At 33.3% G+C, this 19,587-nt stretch carries 18 protein-coding genes; 11 read left to right on the forward strand and 7 right to left on the reverse strand.

Features of this window, described 5'->3' with window-relative positions; translation table 11 throughout:
• The first annotated feature begins 2 nt into the window (after positions 1–2).
• The gene (gene msrA, locus CELAL_RS17540) at positions 3–494 is read left to right on the forward strand and encodes a peptide-methionine (S)-S-oxide reductase MsrA (protein WP_013552229.1); all 492 of its coding nucleotides are present in this window, start codon (positions 3–5) and stop codon (positions 492–494) included.
• 40 nt (positions 495–534) lie between these two features.
• On the opposite strand, the gene CELAL_RS17545 is transcribed toward msrA, so the two are convergent.
• Entirely contained in the window at positions 535–948 is a 414-nt protein-coding gene (locus tag CELAL_RS17545; protein WP_013552230.1) for a DoxX family protein, read from the reverse strand.
• A gap of 231 nt (positions 949–1,179) precedes the next feature.
• Here CELAL_RS17545 and CELAL_RS21635 point away from each other — a divergent pair, with 231 nt between their 5' ends.
• From CELAL_RS21635 to CELAL_RS17565, 4 genes are read left to right on the forward strand one after another with little or no spacing between them, the layout of a single operon-like run.
• Entirely contained in the window at positions 1,180–1,983 is an 804-nt protein-coding gene (locus tag CELAL_RS21635; RefSeq protein ID WP_013552231.1) for a hypothetical protein, read from the forward strand.
• Positions 1,976–3,205, forward strand: a complete 1,230-nt coding sequence (locus CELAL_RS21640; RefSeq protein ID WP_013552232.1) for a tripartite tricarboxylate transporter TctB family protein — start codon at positions 1,976–1,978, stop codon at positions 3,203–3,205. Before CELAL_RS21635 ends, CELAL_RS21640 begins: the two co-directional genes overlap by 8 nt.
• A gap of 9 nt (positions 3,206–3,214) precedes the next feature.
• Positions 3,215–3,775: a LemA family protein gene (locus tag CELAL_RS17560; protein ID WP_013552233.1), complete on the forward strand. Its 561-nt coding sequence runs from the start codon at positions 3,215–3,217 to the stop codon at positions 3,773–3,775.
• Complete coding sequence (locus CELAL_RS17565; RefSeq protein WP_013552234.1) at positions 3,756–4,124, forward strand: hypothetical protein; 369 nt, start codon at positions 3,756–3,758, stop codon at positions 4,122–4,124. The genes CELAL_RS17560 and CELAL_RS17565 overlap by 20 nt, the downstream gene beginning before the upstream one ends.
• 54 nt (positions 4,125–4,178) lie before the next feature.
• On the opposite strand, the gene CELAL_RS17570 is transcribed toward CELAL_RS17565, so the two are convergent.
• The 4 genes from CELAL_RS17570 to CELAL_RS17585 all read right to left on the reverse strand — a co-directional run bounded on the left by CELAL_RS17570 (position 4,179) and on the right by CELAL_RS17585 (position 8,476).
• On the reverse strand, positions 4,179–4,532 hold the full coding sequence (locus CELAL_RS17570; RefSeq protein ID WP_013552235.1) for a hypothetical protein: 354 nt from the start codon (positions 4,530–4,532) through the stop codon (positions 4,179–4,181).
• A 67-nt stretch (positions 4,533–4,599) separates the two neighbouring features.
• The gene (rpiA, locus tag CELAL_RS17575; RefSeq protein WP_013552236.1) at positions 4,600–5,334 is read right to left on the reverse strand and encodes a ribose-5-phosphate isomerase RpiA; all 735 of its coding nucleotides are present in this window, start codon (positions 5,332–5,334) and stop codon (positions 4,600–4,602) included.
• Between the two features lie 13 nt (positions 5,335–5,347).
• The gene (locus CELAL_RS17580) at positions 5,348–7,849 is read right to left on the reverse strand and encodes a heavy metal translocating P-type ATPase (RefSeq protein WP_013552237.1); all 2,502 of its coding nucleotides are present in this window, start codon (positions 7,847–7,849) and stop codon (positions 5,348–5,350) included.
• A 69-nt stretch (positions 7,850–7,918) separates the two neighbouring features.
• Positions 7,919–8,476, reverse strand: a complete 558-nt coding sequence (locus tag CELAL_RS17585; RefSeq protein ID WP_013552238.1) for a helix-turn-helix domain-containing protein — start codon at positions 8,474–8,476, stop codon at positions 7,919–7,921.
• Positions 8,477–8,663: 187 nt separating this feature from the next.
• Between CELAL_RS17585 and CELAL_RS17590 the strand changes: the two genes are divergently transcribed.
• Positions 8,664–8,858: a hypothetical protein gene (locus CELAL_RS17590; protein ID WP_013552239.1), complete on the forward strand. Its 195-nt coding sequence runs from the start codon at positions 8,664–8,666 to the stop codon at positions 8,856–8,858.
• A gap of 10 nt (positions 8,859–8,868) precedes the next feature.
• Here CELAL_RS17590 and CELAL_RS17595 read toward each other — a convergent pair whose 3' ends face one another.
• The gene (locus CELAL_RS17595) at positions 8,869–9,903 is read right to left on the reverse strand and encodes a hypothetical protein (protein ID WP_013552240.1); all 1,035 of its coding nucleotides are present in this window, start codon (positions 9,901–9,903) and stop codon (positions 8,869–8,871) included.
• A 131-nt stretch (positions 9,904–10,034) separates the two neighbouring features.
• Between CELAL_RS17595 and CELAL_RS17600 the strand changes: the two genes are divergently transcribed.
• From CELAL_RS17600 to CELAL_RS17620, 5 genes are all read left to right on the forward strand, one after another.
• Positions 10,035–10,346, forward strand: coding sequence for a DUF6660 family protein (locus CELAL_RS17600; protein WP_013552241.1), 312 nt, complete (start codon positions 10,035–10,037; stop codon positions 10,344–10,346).
• Between the two features lie 110 nt (positions 10,347–10,456).
• Entirely contained in the window at positions 10,457–14,857 is a 4,401-nt protein-coding gene (locus tag CELAL_RS17605) for a CusA/CzcA family heavy metal efflux RND transporter (RefSeq protein ID WP_013552242.1), read from the forward strand.
• A gap of 1 nt (position 14,858) precedes the next feature.
• Positions 14,859–16,067, forward strand: a complete 1,209-nt coding sequence (locus CELAL_RS17610) for an efflux RND transporter periplasmic adaptor subunit (RefSeq protein ID WP_013552243.1) — start codon at positions 14,859–14,861, stop codon at positions 16,065–16,067.
• 10 nt (positions 16,068–16,077) lie between these two features.
• Complete coding sequence (locus CELAL_RS17615; RefSeq protein WP_013552244.1) at positions 16,078–16,494, forward strand: Fur family transcriptional regulator; 417 nt, start codon at positions 16,078–16,080, stop codon at positions 16,492–16,494.
• A 41-nt stretch (positions 16,495–16,535) separates the two neighbouring features.
• On the forward strand, positions 16,536–18,503 hold the full coding sequence (locus CELAL_RS17620; RefSeq protein WP_041557794.1) for a heavy metal translocating P-type ATPase: 1,968 nt from the start codon (positions 16,536–16,538) through the stop codon (positions 18,501–18,503).
• 496 nt (positions 18,504–18,999) lie between these two features.
• Here the strand turns inward: CELAL_RS17620 and CELAL_RS17625 are convergent, their stop codons facing one another.
• Complete coding sequence (locus CELAL_RS17625) at positions 19,000–19,533, reverse strand: hypothetical protein (RefSeq protein ID WP_013552246.1); 534 nt, start codon at positions 19,531–19,533, stop codon at positions 19,000–19,002.
• Positions 19,534–19,587 lie beyond the last annotated feature (54 nt).

Below are 19,587 nucleotides of genomic sequence, written 5' to 3' on the forward strand. Positions count from 1 at the left end.
TTATGAGTGCATTAAAAAAAGCATATATCGCCGGTGGATGTTTTTGGGGAATGGAAGATTTGTTTAGAGTTCGCCCAGGCATAAAAGATACTGAGGTGGGTTATATTGGTGGCGAAAATGAAAACCCTACCTATCATAATCATACGAGCCATGCAGAAGGAATAGAACTTACCTATGACCCTACAGAAACATCATTTAAAGAAATATTAGATTATTTCTTTAGAATTCATAACCCAACAACTGTAGACCAACAAGGAAATGATCGTGGTGCTAGTTACAGATCAACAATATTCATTCAAAATGAAGAAGAGAAAGCTATAGCCGAAGAGGTTATTGCTATTGTAAATGCATCAGGACGATGGGAAGGAGATGCCGTAACAACCTTAGAGCCTTACACCACCTTTTGGTTAGCAGAACCAGAACATCAAGATTTTTTATTGAAAAGGCCTAATGGATATACCTGCCATTTTGAGCGCTTTGCTACATTCTTATAATTTATAAAGCCGACAAATTCTTTGTCGGCTTTTATTTTTTTTACACTACCTTTTTTAAAATAGGCTCATATTGTTTCTGTTTTCTTACTTGCTTTTTTATTCCCTTCATTTTTTTATAAACTACATAATTAATCAGTAATATTATTAAGCAAACAACGGCGGTAGCTCCGTTACCATCTTTAGCCAGTAGATGTGCAACAATTCCAAAAAAGAGGTTCATAAAGAAGCCTGCATAGGCCCATTCCCGAATCCAATTGGTTTTGTTAAAAATTAAAATACTGATACCAATAACTTGAGCAGCACCTAGTATTTGTAAAACAGAAGTAGGGTACCCTAGTTTTATAATTTTCAGAACAATGGCATCGTAATTAACAATGCTATTAAGGACAGCTCCTAGCATAGCTAAGGAGAAAATTACCAAAGAAATAACATAGTAGGTTTTTAGATTTTTCATGGGTTTGAGTTTTAATTATTAGCCTTAAACTAGTCCTAATTAAATTTATAAGTTCTTTAAATAGTATGAAATGTTTTTATCTATAGGTGTTTGGTATATCTTTATCGGTAGGAATATTAATTTACAGGATTTTCTGAGGAATTAAGCGATAGTTTGTCCTTATTTACATACTAAAAAAATAGAAGCTCCGTTTTTTATATTTGTGTTTAATTACGAGGCATATCTATTTTTATGAGAAAAATAATAATCTTCATTAGCGTTTTAGTAGTATGCAGTTCTTGTATTTCAAGATTAGTGCGGCCAGCCCTATCAGGAACTATTGTAGATTTTAATGGAAACCCTATAGATAGTTGTTTGGTTGGTGAAACAGTAACAGATCATAATGGGACTTTTTATTTAAAGGAAATTAGAAAAAATTATTTTTTTATTACAGAACTTTTAGTCATGGAGGCACCTCCATTATTCGTGAGGGAACAAATTTCTAAAGCAAATTACACCACGACTGTATTTGAAAATTTTAATAGCCGGGGAGGGGGAGCAAAAAAAGGAACCCACTGGAAATTGGATACACTCCATTTAAAAAAAGAGCACTTCAAAATTGATACTACTTTTTTAAGTCAAAAATGGAAAGTCGCTGCTACCAAAAATTTAGATAGCCTCTACATTATAAAATCTAATTTCATGGAGCTTTGTAAATTGCAGCATTGTTCTAGAATTTATGATGAATATTACAAGTACAGTAGCGATTCCTATTATAATCAATCTAAAAACTTACCCGATAGTATTGTTCAAAAAATAATAGAATTAGACTTATCTACTACACATAGTTTAGCAGCTACTAAAATTATTCAATATGGAGATAAAACAGGGAAAAGTACTATTCGGAAAGCTAATGATACTTTAACGACTATAGGGAAATGGAATTTTAAGGATGATTTATTGCTTTTTAATAGTAATTTTGATGAATTAAATGGAAAATATGCGGTTCAAGAAAACAATTATGAATATTTGTTAGTAACTAAAGTAGATGAATGAAACTTTAGAATTATTAACAAAAAATGAGGTAACAACAGCGGGAATTATTTTTTTGATGATTTTTAGTTGCTTCGTGGCCCTATTTCATACCGTTATTTTTTCAGGGCTTTTTAAAGCCAAATTTAATGGATGGTTATTTTTTGTTATCAACCCACTACTTGTATTACTTTCTAGTTTAATTTATAGGCCCATTACTTATGTAATGTTTGCCCTACTCTTTATTTCTGTATTTATTCTAGCCTTTATAGGAATGATATATTCCGGAATATCAGGCGTAAAGAAGGCTCGTGTAGAACAAGATAAAATTAATAAAAAATATGATATTGAGGCAACACCTATCTGGAAGAAACTTCTAGGTTACCTAGCTGTTTTAGTAGTTATAATTGCTTTATATTACGTTGGCTTTTATGCCATTTTCTTTTTGCTTTTTGCCATTCCATTTCTAAAATTTATACTACCCAATACTAAAAGTAGATTCTTAAAATACCAAAGTACGCTGCCTACCTCTAAAATTAGATCTGTGGCAATGGGCTTAGCGGAAATTGAAGGAAAATTAAGAACCATTGAGCATTTAGAATCGCCCATAGGTTCCATACCATGTATTGGGTATAGGTATAAAATAGAAAATATTAGTACGGATAAAGATGGAGACAAAAGCTACAGTAGTATTTTTGATGAGATTAAATGTAATACATTTTATGTCTTAGACGAGACAGGAATTATTAAGGTAATACCAGATAAAATAGAATTTGTATACGTATCAGAATATGATTCATATATAGGGTCAGGTAAACGATATACCCAATATTTATTGCAAGAAAATGATAGTGTGTTACTTATAGGAAAGGCAAGTATACAGTCCGATAATGAACCAATATTTGAGTATGAAAATATAAAAAAAGTATTTGCAATTGCTCCTTCAGAAAATGTAAAACATTATAATACGTTTAAACCATTGTTAAATTCGCTTACACTTTTTTGCTCATTCTTTGGTTTTTTAGTAGCGGTAGTATTAGTGACACCTATAGATATTACAAAACATAAAATAAGTATTAGCGAACCACAATTTTTCGATTCAAATCAAACGGAATCCATCTATGAAATTGAATATGATAGCGCTACGGAAACTGACGGTTCCTATGAAGAAAATGAAGACTTTAATCCACAAAGAGCAAATAATCCTTATAATTCACCATATCAAGATTCTGAACCAACTAACTAAATAAAAAAAATGAGTCCATTAATTTCGTATTCCATTATTGCTTTATTAATCGTAGGTATAATTAGTGTAATTATTTCTTCTTATAACAAATTAATTATGCTAAAAAACAATGTAGATAAGGCATTTTTTAATATTGATGTGCTTTTAAAACAGCGTGCAGATGAGATTCCAAATCTGATTAAAGTTGTTAAAGAAAGCATGCATTATGAAGAAGCTACGCTTACAAAACTTACAGAACTTAGAACTTCTTATTTTAGCTCCAACAAGCAAGAAGAAAAGATAGGGTTATCAAATCAAATGGATGCATTGGTAAATTCCATTTTTGTGATCTCAGAGAATTATCCTGACTTAAAGGCAAATAAAAATTTTACCATGCTACAGCAAAGGGTTTCTGGAATAGAAGATGCTATTGCCGATCGCAGAGAATTTTATAATGAAAGCATTACTATGTTTAATATTGGAATTGCAGAATTCCCTCCCGTTATTTTAGCAAAATTATTAGGGTATAAAGAAAAGGCCTTATTACAGATCACCGCTTTAGAAAAAAAATATGACGGAATTCAGTTTTAAATTTATTGATTTAGTACTTTTATTTGAGAAAACCCCAATGTTAATGGTTATGTGGGCAGCTTTTGGATATATTTTTACGTCTTTTATTTTATTAATTCCATCTATGATTTTAAGAAAAATGGGGCTAACATTAAAACTTGATAAGGCAATGGGAGTAGTGGGTGTTATAATTGTATTGACGTGGTTGGTCGGGTTTATCACTCAAATGATACTTCTATTCTCTGACGTTCCAGGATCCAAAATGTTTATTATTTGGATTTTAATGCTATTTACATTTATCATATTTGCAATTACAAATTATCAAATGATCGTAAAATATTTAAATACGATAGGGAAAACCAAATCATAAATAGCCATAGAATTACACTAAAAGAAGTAATGGTAATAGTAAATAACTAAATTATTACTGTTGGTTATTTTCTTTAAACTTGGTATAAATCCATTGTTTTTCTCTCAAAGAGAATTTCTTTTGTTCAAACCAATCGTAAGCTGCTATTTTTTCATTTTCTATTTGAGCATTGCGTATGGCTTGTAAGGAAACTAAATGCCAATGTGTTCCTCTTTGTCTCGCAACAGAGTATCCAATATCTTCTGTGATGAAGGAGATTTTTGGCTCATTGTATAAGCGAGTGCCATTTTTCAAGATAGCTAAAGTCTTCGTTAATTTTTCTACTTCAGAAAATGAATATCTAATGAAATCATCAAAACCATCTTGTTTTGTATTGTATACTTTATCTCCAATCTTTAATCTATCCATGCTTATCTAAAGTTTGCAAAAATAAGCCGAACATCGTTTTTAGACTAGGGTAGTGGTTTATTACTTATTAACAAATAATTAGAGCGCTATTAATCAGTGTTTTACGATTTTTTTTATTTGGTTTATTTTTTTTAAAATGAATTACTTTGGACCCCTTTCCCATTAGTACTAAGTCAGTTGTAGTTAAAAATAAGCCGGTTTCTACAATTCCAGGAATAGCGATTAATTCTTGGTTTAGAGATTCTAAATTATAGAAAGGTAAAATATTTACATCTAAAATGTAATTCTTTTCGTCTGTCGAAAATACTGTTTCTCCTTTTTTTCTTAGTATAGGGTCTAAGCCTTTTTGATGTAATTGATCTGCTATTTTTTTAGTTGCGAAAGGGACGGTTTCAATCGGAAGTCTAAATGCTCCTAAGCGAGATACTTGTTTACCAGAGTCGGCAATTATGATGTTGAATTCAGAGTTTGATGCAATTATTTTTTCTCTTAATAATGCGCCACCTCCGCCTTTAATTAATTGAAGGTAAGTATCAAACTCATCTGCACCATCAATAGTAATGTCTATTTTTTTTACTTCTTCTAACGATAGGATTTTAATACCATTTTTTAGCGCAAATTTTTCAGTAGCTTCTGAAGTAGGAACTCCGTAAATAATCAGGCCTTCTTTTTTTATTCGTTCTCCTAAATGCGTAATCATATAGGCAGCTGTAGACCCTGTTCCTAAACCTATGGTCATATTATTTTTAATAAATTTTACAGCTTCAATAGCTGCTAATTCTTTTTCAGAAATACTATTCATTTTTTTCTTTCCTTTAGGAATCTATTTTTACACTTTTTAATCGTAAGGCATTGGTTATAACCGATACAGAGCTAAAACTCATGGCTAATGCTGCTATCATTGGAGATAATAACATCCCGAAAAACGGAAATAATACGCCTGCAGCAATAGGGATACCAATGGTATTGTAAATTAAAGCGAAAAACAAATTCTGTTTAATATTTTTCATGACGGCTTCACTCAAGCTTCTAGCTTTGACGATACCGTGTAAATCTCCTTTCACTAAAGTAATCATAGCACTTTCAATAGCCACATCAGTACCGGTACCCATAGCGATCCCAACATTACTTTGTGCTAGGGCAGGGGCGTCATTTATTCCGTCACCGGCCATGGCTACAATATGCCCATCATCTTGTAATTTTTTTACTTCATTTAATTTATCTTCGGGTAACATACCCGCTTTAAAATCGGTTAAATTTAATTGTTTTGCAACTGCGGCTGCTGTTTCGCGATTATCTCCCGTAAGCATAATTACGGCAATACCTTTGTCTTGTAATTCCTTGATTGCTTGTGCGCTAGTCGTCTTTATTTTATCGCCAATAACTACATACCCAACAACAGTTGTGCCTACAGCAAGATAGGATACTGTTTTTCCTTCTTTTTGATACGTAAGTACTTCATCGGCTATATTTTTATGAATTTTAGCATCAGCATGCGCCATCATTTTTTCATTTCCTAAGCGGATTTTTTCACCCTTAATTTCTCCTTCAACCCCTTTGCCTGTTACTGCATTGAATTTTTCTATGGTTACTACTTCAGCCTGTTGTTCTTTACCATATTTTAAGGTCGCAGCCGCAAGCGGATGTTCACTCTGATTATTTAATGCGACAATAAATTTTAGGACATCTTTCTCAGATAAATCACTCACAACACCTATTTTTTCAACGGTAGGTTTTCCTTCAGTAATCGTACCTGTTTTATCTACAATTAAAGTATCAACTTTATCCATGATCTCTAAAGCCTCGGCATTTTTTATTAAAACACCATTCTTAGCACCACTACCCACACCCACCATAATAGACATGGGTGTTGCTAAACCTAATGCACAAGGACAAGCAATTATTAATACAGAAATAGCATTTACTAAAGCAAAAACATAAGCAGGATTTGGTCCCCAAATTGCCCAAACAATAAAAGTAACAACTGAAATAAAAACTACAACAGGAACAAAATACCCAGAAACCTTATCTGCTAAATTCTGAATAGGAGCACGGCTACGGCTTGCATCGTTTACCATTTTTACAATTTGCGATAAAAGGGTTTCATTCCCTACTTTTTCGGCTTCCATTAAGAATGACTGATTTCCGTTAATTGTTCCGCTGTTCACCTTATCCGCTACCGTTTTACTAACGGGTACAGGCTCTCCAGAAATCATGGATTCATCAACACTTGTATCCCCTTCTATAATAGCACCATCTACAGGAATCTTTTCTCCTGGCTTAACCCTTAGAATATCTCCTTTTTTTATTTTATCAATAGAAACCTCTTTTTCCTCACCGTTAACCACCAGGAGTGCCTTATTAGGTGCCAATTTTAATAGCTCTTTTACCGCAGTGTTTGTTCTGCTGTGTGCTCTAGCTTCTAGCACTTGTCCCATTAAAACTAACGTAAGAATCACCGTTGCAGCTTCAAAATACACATGTACAGCTCCTGTTTCTGTTTTAAACTGTGCAGGAAAAAAGTCTGGAAATAACATTCCGAAAAAACTAAAAATCCAAGCAACACCTGCACCAATACCGATTAGCGTGAACATATTTAGGTTCCAAGTTTTTACACTTCTATAGGCTCTTTGGAAAAATACCCAAGTAGCATAAAAAACAACAGGGATAGATAATAAGAACTGTATCCAATTCCACCATTTTTGTTCTAGCAGGTTATATAAAGGATTGTTTGGTATCATTTCACTCATCGCAATGATGAAGATGGGTAGTGTGAAACCAAAAGCTATCCAGAATTTTCTCAAAAGTTTTTTATAGGTCTTTTCCTCTGCAGAAGTATCAGGTTGCATCGGAACTAAATCCATTCCGCAAATAGGACAACTACCTGGTTCATCCCTAATAACTTCTGGATGCATAGGGCACGTCCATTGTTCACTATTGGAAACGCTTAAATTTTGTTCCTCTACTAAGTCCATTCCGCATACGGGACAATCTCCAGGTTTGTCATAGGTTTTATCTCCTTCGCAATGCATAGGGCAATAAAATGTGCCAGTACCTTGACCTGTAGCTTTTTTTACTTTTTCTTCTTTTGTATGCTGGTGATCTCCTGGCTTATGAATGCTATAACCACCCCCGTCGGCAGCTAATGCTTCTTGAAAAGTTTCTAAGGAGATATGAGAATCCATAGCAATAGTGGCTTCAGCCTTATCTAAATCTACAGATACACTACTTACGCCATCAACTTTAGAAAGCGTTTTTTCAACATGTGCTCTACAGCCATTACAACTCATTCCGTGAATAGGATAGGTGTGTTCCATTTGCTTTAATTTTATAGTGTAAAGCTAAACAGAAGCCTTGAGAAAGCTTTACATAATTCGGATTCTTATTTATACAATTTGGTCTAGTTTTTTTCTATTCCAATGCTCTAAATTTTTATATGTACTCATAGACATCCCTGTAATTGTTTTGAATTGTCTCGACAAGTGGCTACTCGATTTATAATTTAAAGCATAAGCAATTTCAGAAAAATTTAATTGTCCCAATTGTATGTATTCTTTTACTTTTTCAATTTTTAGATTGATGGTGTATTTTTCTAAAGTAAGCCCCTCTAACTTGCTAAACAACTTACTCAAGTAAGCTTCTGTTCTCCCCATTTCTTTAGCAACTAGCGCAAATAAATGTGTCGTATTTTCTTTGTGAATTTTTTGAATTAGTTTTACTTTTAATTGCTCTATGATGGCCTCGTCATCATTTTGTATCAGCTCAAAACCAAGTGCTTTTAATTGATTAGATAGTTTTTTCTTTTGGCTCTGAGCGCTAGATAGTGCAGACACTTTTCCTAACTCAATAGTAGTAACCTCGTAATTTTCTGAAGTAAAAACCTCTAATACAGAGGCAATACATCTATTGCAGACCATGTTTTTTATGTAAAAAGTAGAATTCATTACTGCATTTTATATGTTATGAGTACACCAACTAGCCATTAGTCTCTCTAGATAAATGTAACTTACCCCTAAAAATAGTGTTTTTTGACTAGTTTCTTAAAGAATATAAACCTGCTAATTCTTACTAGACTATATTTACAAACGGTTTTATACATTTGAAAATTAACACTTAATTTAAAGTACACTATTGGACACTTGCAAATATGTTCTTTTTACTGCAGACAACAAGTATGTTGTAGAGTATCTCTTAAGGCAATTAGTATTGAGTACGAGTATTACTGAAGCTCTAATTTTTGAGAATTATGATTTAGCTGTAGGTTTTAAAAAAATGCTGGTAAGAGATTGTAAATTAGAGTGTTCTATTAATACGTATATTGATTGATATCAACATGTTATTTAGTTGTAGCTTGCTTTTCTAATGTTTCGAATAACTTTTTAAGTTCTATAGTTTTTAAAGGTTCATCATAAGCTGCATCATCGTATAAAATAAGATGGTCTTCTTTTATTATAAATGCACCATTTTCAGCACTATTAAATTCGCGAGAATTCATGGTATCAAACTTTAAACGACCACAAATTCCTGTAGTTATATTTATTACAAATATTTGATACCTACGAGTAGGCGGTAATACGTGTTGAAAAATAAGGTAATTACCCACCACTACTATTTTTTCTATTGATTTATAGCGTAATCTATCAGGTGCATCTGTTAATCTACCTGAAGTGATGAATAACCATTTGTAGCGTTTTTCTTTTTTTAAAATAATACTATGCGCCGATTTTAGAATTTCAAGAGTATCAGAACTTATTACAGTTTCGAAGTCGGTAATTTTAGGGGTTCCAGAGTTTGAAAAGAGTACAGAAGGATTATAGGATAATAGGTGAGTGTTATAATCTTCATTATAGGAATCATCATATATATGCTCTCCTAATAAAGTTATTAATTCTGATTTTGAATTGTTAATGTAATAAGGTTTTGCTAACTTAAATTTAGTATTTATCCACTCCGGTTTAGAATAAATAATAAAATTAAAATAAGGATTATCTGTTAATTCCTTGCTGTTTTTTAAGCCGTTGAGAATCCAGATTAAAGAAGAATCGGGTTTTTTTCTTTCTATAGGTAAATAATTTTTTTTTAGAATATTTAAAAAGGATTTATTTTTTTTAAGTATAAAATTTGGTTGCATTGAAACAACTTGAGTAATCATTGCATAGGGACCAAAACTATCGTATTCCAAAATCTCCTTTGTTTTTCCATTGGTTATTTTCACATAAGTTCCTCCAAAGGAAGAACCTCCATCATAGTGAGAATATAACGTGTCGAGAACTCCATCAAGGTTATAATCTTTACTATAATTTCGCACATTAAATTGTGAAAAACCTTGAAATGAAAGAAAGTAAACGATTAATAAAAGTATATACTTCATAAAAGGTTCTTGTTTCAGTTGTATTTTTTCTATAAAGAAATCTAAGATAGTAAACTCATAATAGATTTAATTTGTAATTCTCTTATTCCTTTTGCACTGCAATTGCATCGTAAATGTTTTACATTTGCATTGTGAAAATAATCTTAAGCATATTATCTATTTATTTGTTGGCACTTAACTTTGTGCCTTGTGCAGATACGATACAAGAAAATAGCGAGACGCAGGCTTCATTTTCACAAGTGGCAGATGCAGATCATGACCATTCTTCTCAAGATCTTTGTTCTCCATTTTGTCATTGTCATTGTTGCCATGTTCATAGTATTAATTTTGAATTAATTGTTTTTGAACCTTTTAATGGATTTATTTCTAATGAAATCCTAGGCAATTTTAAGAAGCAAGGTAAAGATATTCAGATTTCCTTATTTCAACCTCCACAAGCATAATTCAGTTTTTGTTGGGATACATACGTCCTAACCCTAAAGCATACTCTTTGCTTTAGTTTTTACTTTTTCACGAAAGCATCACTTTTTTTAACTGAATTAATACCCTTTCTATGATTAATAAAATCATTGATTTTTCAATCAATAATAAATTTATTATTGGGTTGTTTACGCTTACACTTATAGGATTAGGTGTGTGGAGTATGACCCAAGTTCCTATAGATGCTGTGCCAGATATCACGAATAATCAGGTACAAATAATCACCCAGTCACCCAATTTAGGGACAGAAGATATTGAACAATTTGTTACGTATCCAGTAGAAATTGCCATGAGTAATTTACCCAATGTGCAGGAAATAAGATCTGTTTCTAGATTTGGACTTTCTGTAGTCACTATTGTTTTTGATGATAAAATAGGGACCTATTTACCACGTCAATTAGTCGCAGAAAAACTTCCAGAGGTACAAGATCAAATTCCAGCAGGTTTTGGAGAACCCACAATGGGTCCAATAGCTACCGGATTAGGTGAAATTTATCAGTATACCTTAGAAGTTGATGAGGAAATGAAAAAAACCTATACTACTACAGATTTGCGTACCATTCAAGATTGGATTGTACGCAGGCAAATGTCTATGGTTTCAGGAGTTGTAGAAGTAAATGCATTTGGTGGAAATCAAAAACAGTATGAAGTAGCTGTTAACCCTAATGAACTTAGCGCCATAGGGATTACAATTTTAGAAATTTTTTCGGCGCTTGAAAATAATAATCAAAATACTGGAGGTGCGTATATTGAACGCAACCATCAAGCAAATTTCATTCGAGGTGAAGGACTTGCAAGAACTACAACGGATATTGAAAACATCGTAGTAAAAACAGTAAATAATATTCCTATAAAAATTAAAGATGTAGGAACAGTAAGTACGGGCAGTGCTGTGCGTTATGGAGCATTAACCAAAGATGGTAAAGGCGAAGCTGTAGGCGGAATGATTTTGATGCTAAAAGGAGCAAACTCAAATGAGGTTATTAAAAATGTAATAGACCGGATAGCTCAAATTCAAAAATCCTTACCCCAAGGAGTACACATCGTGCCCTTTTTAGATCGTAGTGAACTAATATCTAAAACTACCGGTACTGTAAAGGGAAATTTATTAGAAGGAGGATTAATCGTAGTCTTTGTTTTAGTCTTATTATTAGGTAATTGGCGCGGGGGCTTAATTGTAGCCTCTACAATTCCATTATCGCTTTTGTTTGCTTTTATATTAATGAATGTTTTTGATGTATGGGCAAACCTGATGAGTTTGGGTGCTATTGATTTTGGTATTATTGTAGATGGTGCTGTAATTATCGTAGAAGCTACCGTATTTCTAATGTATTCTCACAGTACTAAAAAGAAAATAACAGATACTGGTTCTGAATCTAATGCTAACACAAACAAACAAGCCTTGAAGGATGAAATAGCAGCAAAATCTTCTAAAAAGATGATGAATGCCGCTTTTTTTGGACAACTAATCATATTAATCGTTTTTTTGCCCATACTCGCATTAGAAGGGGTAGAAGGGAAAATGTTTAGGCCTATGGCCCTAACCTTTATTTTTGCGATGATTGGTGCTATGGTTTTGTGTTTGACATATGTACCAATGATCTCTGCCTTGTTTTTAAAAGTTCCAGAAACAAAGAAAGCATCTTATGGAGATAAATTTGTGCATTGGATAGAGCGTATTTATGAAAAAATAGTAACTAAGGCCCTAACTAAAGGTAAAATTATTATTACGAGTGCTATGCTGTTTTTCGTGTTCGCAGTTTTTTTATTTACTAGAATGGGAGGTGAGTTTATTCCACAATTGGATGAAGGAGATGTAGCATTTCATGCTATTTTAAAACCAGGTAGTTCCCTCAGCGAAACACTTGAAACTACTACAAAAATTGAACGTATTGTAAAGTCTGAATTTCCTGAAGTAGAATCTATTATTAGCCGTATTGGTGTTGCAGATGTACCAACAGATCCTATGCCTATGGATATAGCCGATGTGTTTGTTATTTTAAAACCTAATAGTGAATGGACATCTGCAGATTCTAAAGATGAATTAGTAGCTAAAATGAAAATAGCTATTAGTACTGTTCCAGGTGTAAATTTTGAATTTACCCAGCCTATGGAAATGAGGTTTAATGAGTTACTTACGGGGGTGCGAGAAGATGTAGCCATCAAGCTTTTTGGCGAGGATTTAGAAGTACTCGCTAGCAAAGCAGAAGAAATGGGTAAAATAATAGCTACTATTCCTGGCGTTGCCGATATGAAGGTAGAAGCCATTGATGGTTTACCACAAATTACAATTCATTACAATCGGAATAAAGTAGCCCAATATGGTTTAACTATTAAGGAGTTAAATCAAATAGTTCAGTCTGCTTTTGCAGGCGGTAAAGCGGGAGTAATTTTTGAAGGTGAAAAAAGATTTGATTTGGTAGTACGACTTCAAGAAGCCAATAGAGCAAGTATAAATGATGTAAAAAATTTATATATAAGCCTACCTTCAGGAGCACAGATACCCCTTAGAGAGTTGGCAGAGGTTTCCTATAAATCAGGGCCTATGCAAATAAGCCGTGATAATACGAACCGTAGGACTTACGTAGGGATTAATATTAGAGACCGCGATGTAAAATCTGTTGTAGAAGATATTAAAACTAGACTTGATGCTGAATTTGAATTGCCTCCAGGTTACTTTATTAGATACGGTGGTGCTTTTGAAAATTTAGAACGTGCGAGTAACAAACTACAAACAGTAGTTCCTATTGCTTTGTTGTTGATTTTTATATTGATTTATTTTGCACTCAAATCCCTCCCCCAAACGGTAATGATTTACCTTGCTATTCCTATGGCAACCATTGGGGGTGTATTCGCATTGTGGTTTAGAGACATGTCATTCAGTATTTCGGCAGGGGTTGGCTTTATTGTGCTTTTTGGAGTAGCCGTACTAAACGGACTGGTCATGATTAGTGGTTTAAATGAATTAAAAGACGAAGGGGTAACCGATTTAAAAACCAGAATTATAGAAGGTACTAGACGTAGAATACGCCCAATTATGTTAACTGCTTTTACAGATGTTTTAGGGTTTTTACCCATGGCAATTTCTTCATCTGCAGGAGCAGAAGTGCAACGGCCATTAGCAACCGTAGTTATTGGTGGCTTGCTTACCTCTACATTATTGACATTATTTATTCTTCCAATTTTTTATCAATGGGTAGAACGTAGAACAGCTCATAAAAAACAAATGAATTTAAAATCATTACGACCTATAGGGATCATTTTGTTTCTCTTTATTTTTCCACTAGCGAATGCTCAGGAAATTGAGTCTGTTAAAAATAGGGAACCTACAAAGAAGGCCTCATATCCAGAAATTACGTTGGATAGTGCTGTTGTCATAGCACGACGTAATTATCCATTATTACAAACAGAAAGGTTAGAGATAGAACGGCAGCAAGTGCTAAAATCAAGTGCTTATGATTTTGGGAGTACTCAAATTTTTACGAGTGGAGAAGAAATTTCAGAGGAACAAGGGATATATACATTAATAGGAATCGGGCAGCAGAATATAGACATATTGGGTATAGCTGCTAAAAAACGATTACAAAATAAACGTGTAGCCCTTGCTGAAGCCTCCTATACGCTGACAGAAATTCAAGTAGCTCAACATGTAAAAAATGCTTGGTCAGACGTTTTTCAACAAAAGAAGAAAGTGAATTTGTATCATGAACTTGATGCTATTTATAGGCAATTTTCAAAAGCAGTAGCCCTAAATTTTGAAGTAGAAGCAATATCTAGGTTAGAATATGCCGCGGCAAAAAATCAGGCATTACAAATTGCAAATAAGTACCAGCAAGCACAGCAAGATTATCTTATTTCACTACAAAAACTTAACCTATGGTTTGTTTCTGATACGTTTTATACTGTTCCAGATAATTTTAATCCAAATAATTTTTTTGATTTGGATGTAACACAAGCAGATAATTCCCATCCAGAAATTGTTAAATCACAGCTACGTGTAGAAGAAGCGCATGCGAATTATAAGGTTGCAAAAGCAAATCTATTGCCTAAGTTTACTATTCAAGGTGGTTTGCAGAAAGTAAATAATGTGAGTGGTTTTTATAGCTATCAAGCAGGAATTTCAGTGCCTTTTTTTTCAGGTAGTGATCGGAGCCGTATCAAAGCTTCAAAAATAGAAGAGCAAATAGCACAAACAGAAGCTACGTTTAAAAACAAACAAGTTAAAGCAGCATATGCCCAAGCAATTCAATCCTATGTAAAATGGAAAAATGCTTGGTTATTTTATGAGCAAGAATCACTCCCTTTAGCAAATGAGCAAAGGAATGGTGCATTATTGGCATACAAAGAAGGTGCAATTGAGTATACTGGATTTACGCTAATTATTAAAGATGCTACAGCTATAGAAATTGAAGCTCTTGAAGCCTTAGACCAATATTTAATTGCCTTATTTAATTTAGAATATTATACCCTATAAAATGAAAAATTATAACAATTATAAATGGATAGGTTTATGGATACTTGTCTTAAGTGTTTTTGCCTGTAAAGATCAAACGAGTACAATTTCAGAAAAAAAAGAATCGGGTGCAATATCTAATGAAAGTAAAAAGGAAACTGTGCATACGGAAGGGCAAGAAGTGATGCTATCAGCAAGACAATATGAAGCCTTACAAATGAAGATTGATACGTTGACTAAACGGAGCATGAGCGGGTATGTAGAAGCGAATGGTCAATTAGAAGTTCCTCCACAAAATGAAGCGATGATTACTTCCGTAATTGGAGCTAATATTGTTTCTATTGAAGTTATAGAAGGCGATAAAGTAGCTAAAGGGCAAACGGTTGCCTATTTATCACATCCTAATATTATAGAAAAACAAACAATGTATTTAAATGCTTTTAGTAATAGTCAGTTTCTAGAAAAATCATTTGAACGACAAAAGAAATTATATGATGCGGGAGTGGGTAGTGGTGCAAATTTTCAAAGAGCAGAGGCAGAATATAATGCATCTCTTGCTTTAGTAAATGGATTTGAAGCGCAGTTGCAACAATTAAATATACCTGCAGCAGGGGTTAGAAAAGGAACTATATATCAGCGAGTAGCATTGAGAAGTCCTATTGAAGGGTATGTAGAAAAAGTTTCTATAAAAACAGGGCAGTATGTAGATCCACAAACAGATTTGATGGAAATTGTAGATACACACCATGTGCATGCAGATCTCATGGTTTTTGAAAAGGATGTTTATAAAATAGCAAAAGGACAAAAAATAAACTTTAACGTGCACGCTATTCCAGGAAAGAAACTTGTAGCAGAAATTTATTCCATCAGTAAAACTTTTGAACAAAACCCAAAAGCATTACATGTTCATGCAGAGATAGAGAACAAGGAAGGGAACCTAATTCCCGGAATGTATATTCAAGGACGTATTCAAACAGATGCGGTCATGGGTATTGCATTTCCTGAAAGTGCTATTTCTATTGATGGAGAAAAGGCTTATGTTTTTAGTGCAGTTAAGGAGGGCGAGGATTGGAGTTTTGTTCCTATTGAAGTTGTATTAGGAGAGAAAGATGGAGATTGGTATGGCATTAGTTTTTTAGAGCCAAATGCTTCTACTATTAAATATGCAATGAATAATGCTTATTATTTGATGGCAGAAATGAAAAAAGGAACAGCAGAACACAGTCATTAGAATTAGTATTATGATAGGAGTGGAACAGGTACTTAGTGAAAAAGGAATTCGTCCCACAGCGATGCGAATCCTTATTTATAATTTTTTAGAGAAACAAAAAGTAGCCGTAGCATTATCAGATATTGAAAGCGATTTTGATAAAGCAGAGCGTACAACGGTATATAGAACCTTAAAAACGTTTGTAGAGAAAGCCCTTGTACATCAAATAGAAGATGGAACAGGGGTGTCAAAATATGCTTTATGTGAAGTAGATTGTAAGTGTGAATTAGATCAGGATTTACACCTTCATTTTCATTGTAGGAGCTGTAATGAAACTGTTTGTTTAACTGAGTATAAAATTCCACATATTCAATTACCAAATGGGTATGTTGCTGAAGATGTAAATTTGGTAATCAAAGGAATTTGTGAAAGGTGTACCACCTTATAATTGCACTATAGTTGCATTGTATTAAGTATGATATTTATAGTATGAAAAAAAAGAAAAACTTAAAAGATCTAAAAATAGATAAGCATCAAGGAGATCATCATCATGAGGATCATCATGGTCATACCCATGGTAGTGCAAATGGTTCCTCAAATATAATAACCTATCTACCGGCAATATTTAGTTTTACCATACTTGTATTAGGTATTGTGTTAGACTATTTAAAAGAGCCATTTTTCACAAAGTGGATTCGGATTTCTTGGTATATTATTGCGTATATACCAGTAGGATGGCCGGTAATTAAAGAAGGCTGGAAAAGTATAAAAAATGGAGATTTTTTTACGGAGTTTCTTTTAATGACTATTGCCACCATTGGTGCTTTTGCTATTGGAGAATATCCAGAAGGAGTAACGGTAATGCTTTTTTATGCTGTGGGAGAATTATTTCAAGATGCAGCTGTGAAAAGAGCCAAAGGAAACATTAAAGCGTTATTAGATGTAAGTCCTAAAGAAGCACTTGTATTCAGAAATAATATGTTTGTTGCCGTTCCTCCAGAAACAGTAGTTGTTGGTAGTATTGTACAGGTACGTGTGGGTGAAAAAATTCCACTTGATGGGATTTTAAAATCTGAAAAAGCAAGTATGAATACAGCAGCAATTACAGGAGAAAGTAAACCAGATTCCATAGTTTCAGGAGCTAAAGTATATGCGGGAAGTATTAACTTAGAGGGTGTTATTGAGATTGAAACGACCAAGGAGTTTAAAGATAGTTCAATTGCTAGGATATTAGAAATGGTACAGCATGCAACAGCACGTAAATCTAAAACAGAATTATTTATTCGGAAATTTGCTCGTATTTATACGCCAATTGTTGTTTTTCTAGCCATTGGCTTAACAGTGCTACCTTATTTTTTTGTCGCAGATTATATTTTTAGAGATTGGTTATATCGCGCGCTTATATTTTTAGTAATTTCTTGTCCTTGTGCTTTGGTAATTTCAATTCCACTCGGTTATTTTGGCGGATTAGGAGCTGCTTCTAGAAATGGAATTTTGTTTAAAGGGGCTTCCTTTTTAGATAAAATAACGAAGGTGAATACAGTGGTAATGGATAAGACTGGCACTGTAACTAAAGGAGTTTTTAAAATTCAAGAGATTGAAAATAAGTCCGTTTTGCCTACCAGTGATTTTATGAAATATGTATTGGCTATTGAGGAACAATCTACGCACCCAATTGCCAAAGCCTTAATGGAATATAATATAGAGGGCGATAAGTACAAGGCAACCAATGTATCAGAAATTGCTGGGAAAGGCTTGAAAGGAACGGTTAATGGAAAAACGGTTTTAGTAGGGAATAAAGCATTGATGATTTTAAATGCAATTGAAGTGCCTCTAGAAACTGAAGTCATTATTTCATCGGTGATTATGGTGAGTATTGATGCAAATTTTTCGGGGTATGTAACGATATCCGATGAGCTTAAAGAAGATGCACATCAAACAATACATGAACTTAGAGCCGCTGGAATTACTAAGATTATTATGCTTTCTGGGGATAAAGATGCTATTACGCAACAAATAGCAAAAGACTTAAAGATAGATTGGGCTAAGGGAGACTTATTACCTGAAGATAAGCTTAAAGAAGTAGAAAAATTGAAAGAGAACCCAGAAAATAGGGTTGCATTTATAGGGGATGGGATTAATGATGCACCCGTTTTAGCAGCTAGTGATGTGGGTATCGCCATGGGAGGATTAGGTAGTGATGTAGCTATTGAAACAGCAGCTATTATCATTCAAAATGATCAGCCTTCAAAAATCACTCGTGCTATAAAAATTGGCCGTGCCACACGACGAATTATTTGGCAGAATATAGCTTTAGCATTTGGAGTAAAACTTGTGGTGCTTATTTTAGGTGCAGGAGGGATGGCAACAATGTGGGAAGCTGTATTTGCAGATGTAGGAGTTGCACTTTTAGCTATTTTGAACGCCGTACGATTACAGAAAATGAATTGGGATTGAAAATAAATTGTAAGAGTAAAAAGTACTTTTCAGAATACGGATCTAAAAAAAATAACCCCTTCTTTAAAGCGGTTATTTTTTTAGGTCCTTTTTAGTAGCTTAACTATTTTTTCTCGTTAATTCTAAGTACTAAACCCTTTCCGAAGGTTACATAATACATAGGGTATATAAGAATGATGATAGCTAAAATTAAAAAAATCAAGCTTTTTGTCAAGAAGAAAATTAATACAAGCCCGAACATCACTATTTTAAAGATGCTTTCCTATTTAAAAGAAATTAACTCTAGCGTAAGCTCTTGATCATCAGCTATATTTAATTCTAATGTTTGGCTTATATATCATGATGCTTTAGCACAAACTGTATGAAGACCTGTTTCTACTTCAAATTCTTAAATCCCTTTCTTAAAGATCCCAAATTTATTCCCGTCTATATGAATTTTCAGCAATTTCGCTACTATTATTAATTAGTATCTTACCCATTTTTCATGTTTTAATACTTAATCAATTTTATAGTTTATAGAATATACATTACGTGCTAATTTTGGGTGCATACATGCTACTGCTTGGCTAACTTTTTCTAACTTTTTACCGGTATCATTCGTCAATACATAAACATAAACATTATCCGTAGAATGTTGTCTTATTAATAACTCTCCTTCTTCTACAGTCTCACGATTAAAACCATCTACTAAACAACATCCACGAAGGTCCTGACTTTCATATCTTATGTTACCTATGTCGTCTAATAAGCCTTTTTCTTGAAGTTGTGCTTTAATACCCGCTAATTCTTGTTCTCCCTTTTTATTTAAAATACAAGCAAATATGCCATATTCTCCAAATCCTGAATCTGTACCTTCCGATTCAGGTTCGTAATATTTTAATAATACTTGAGGCACTACTTTATGATTTTCTGATGCGGTATATCGCTTAAATGAAGGATCAATAAATCCTAAAAGTCCTTTTCCTGCACCCGTCGATTTCTTGAAAAATGATTTATCTAACATTTTTTTTGCTACCTCCTGATTCGTCATATTATGTGTATTTGCTAATTATTTTTTTATAAAATTATACTATTAGTTACGCTG

The sequence above is a fragment of the Cellulophaga algicola DSM 14237 genome (assembly GCF_000186265.1).
Taxonomy (GTDB): domain Bacteria; phylum Bacteroidota; class Bacteroidia; order Flavobacteriales; family Flavobacteriaceae; genus Cellulophaga; species Cellulophaga algicola.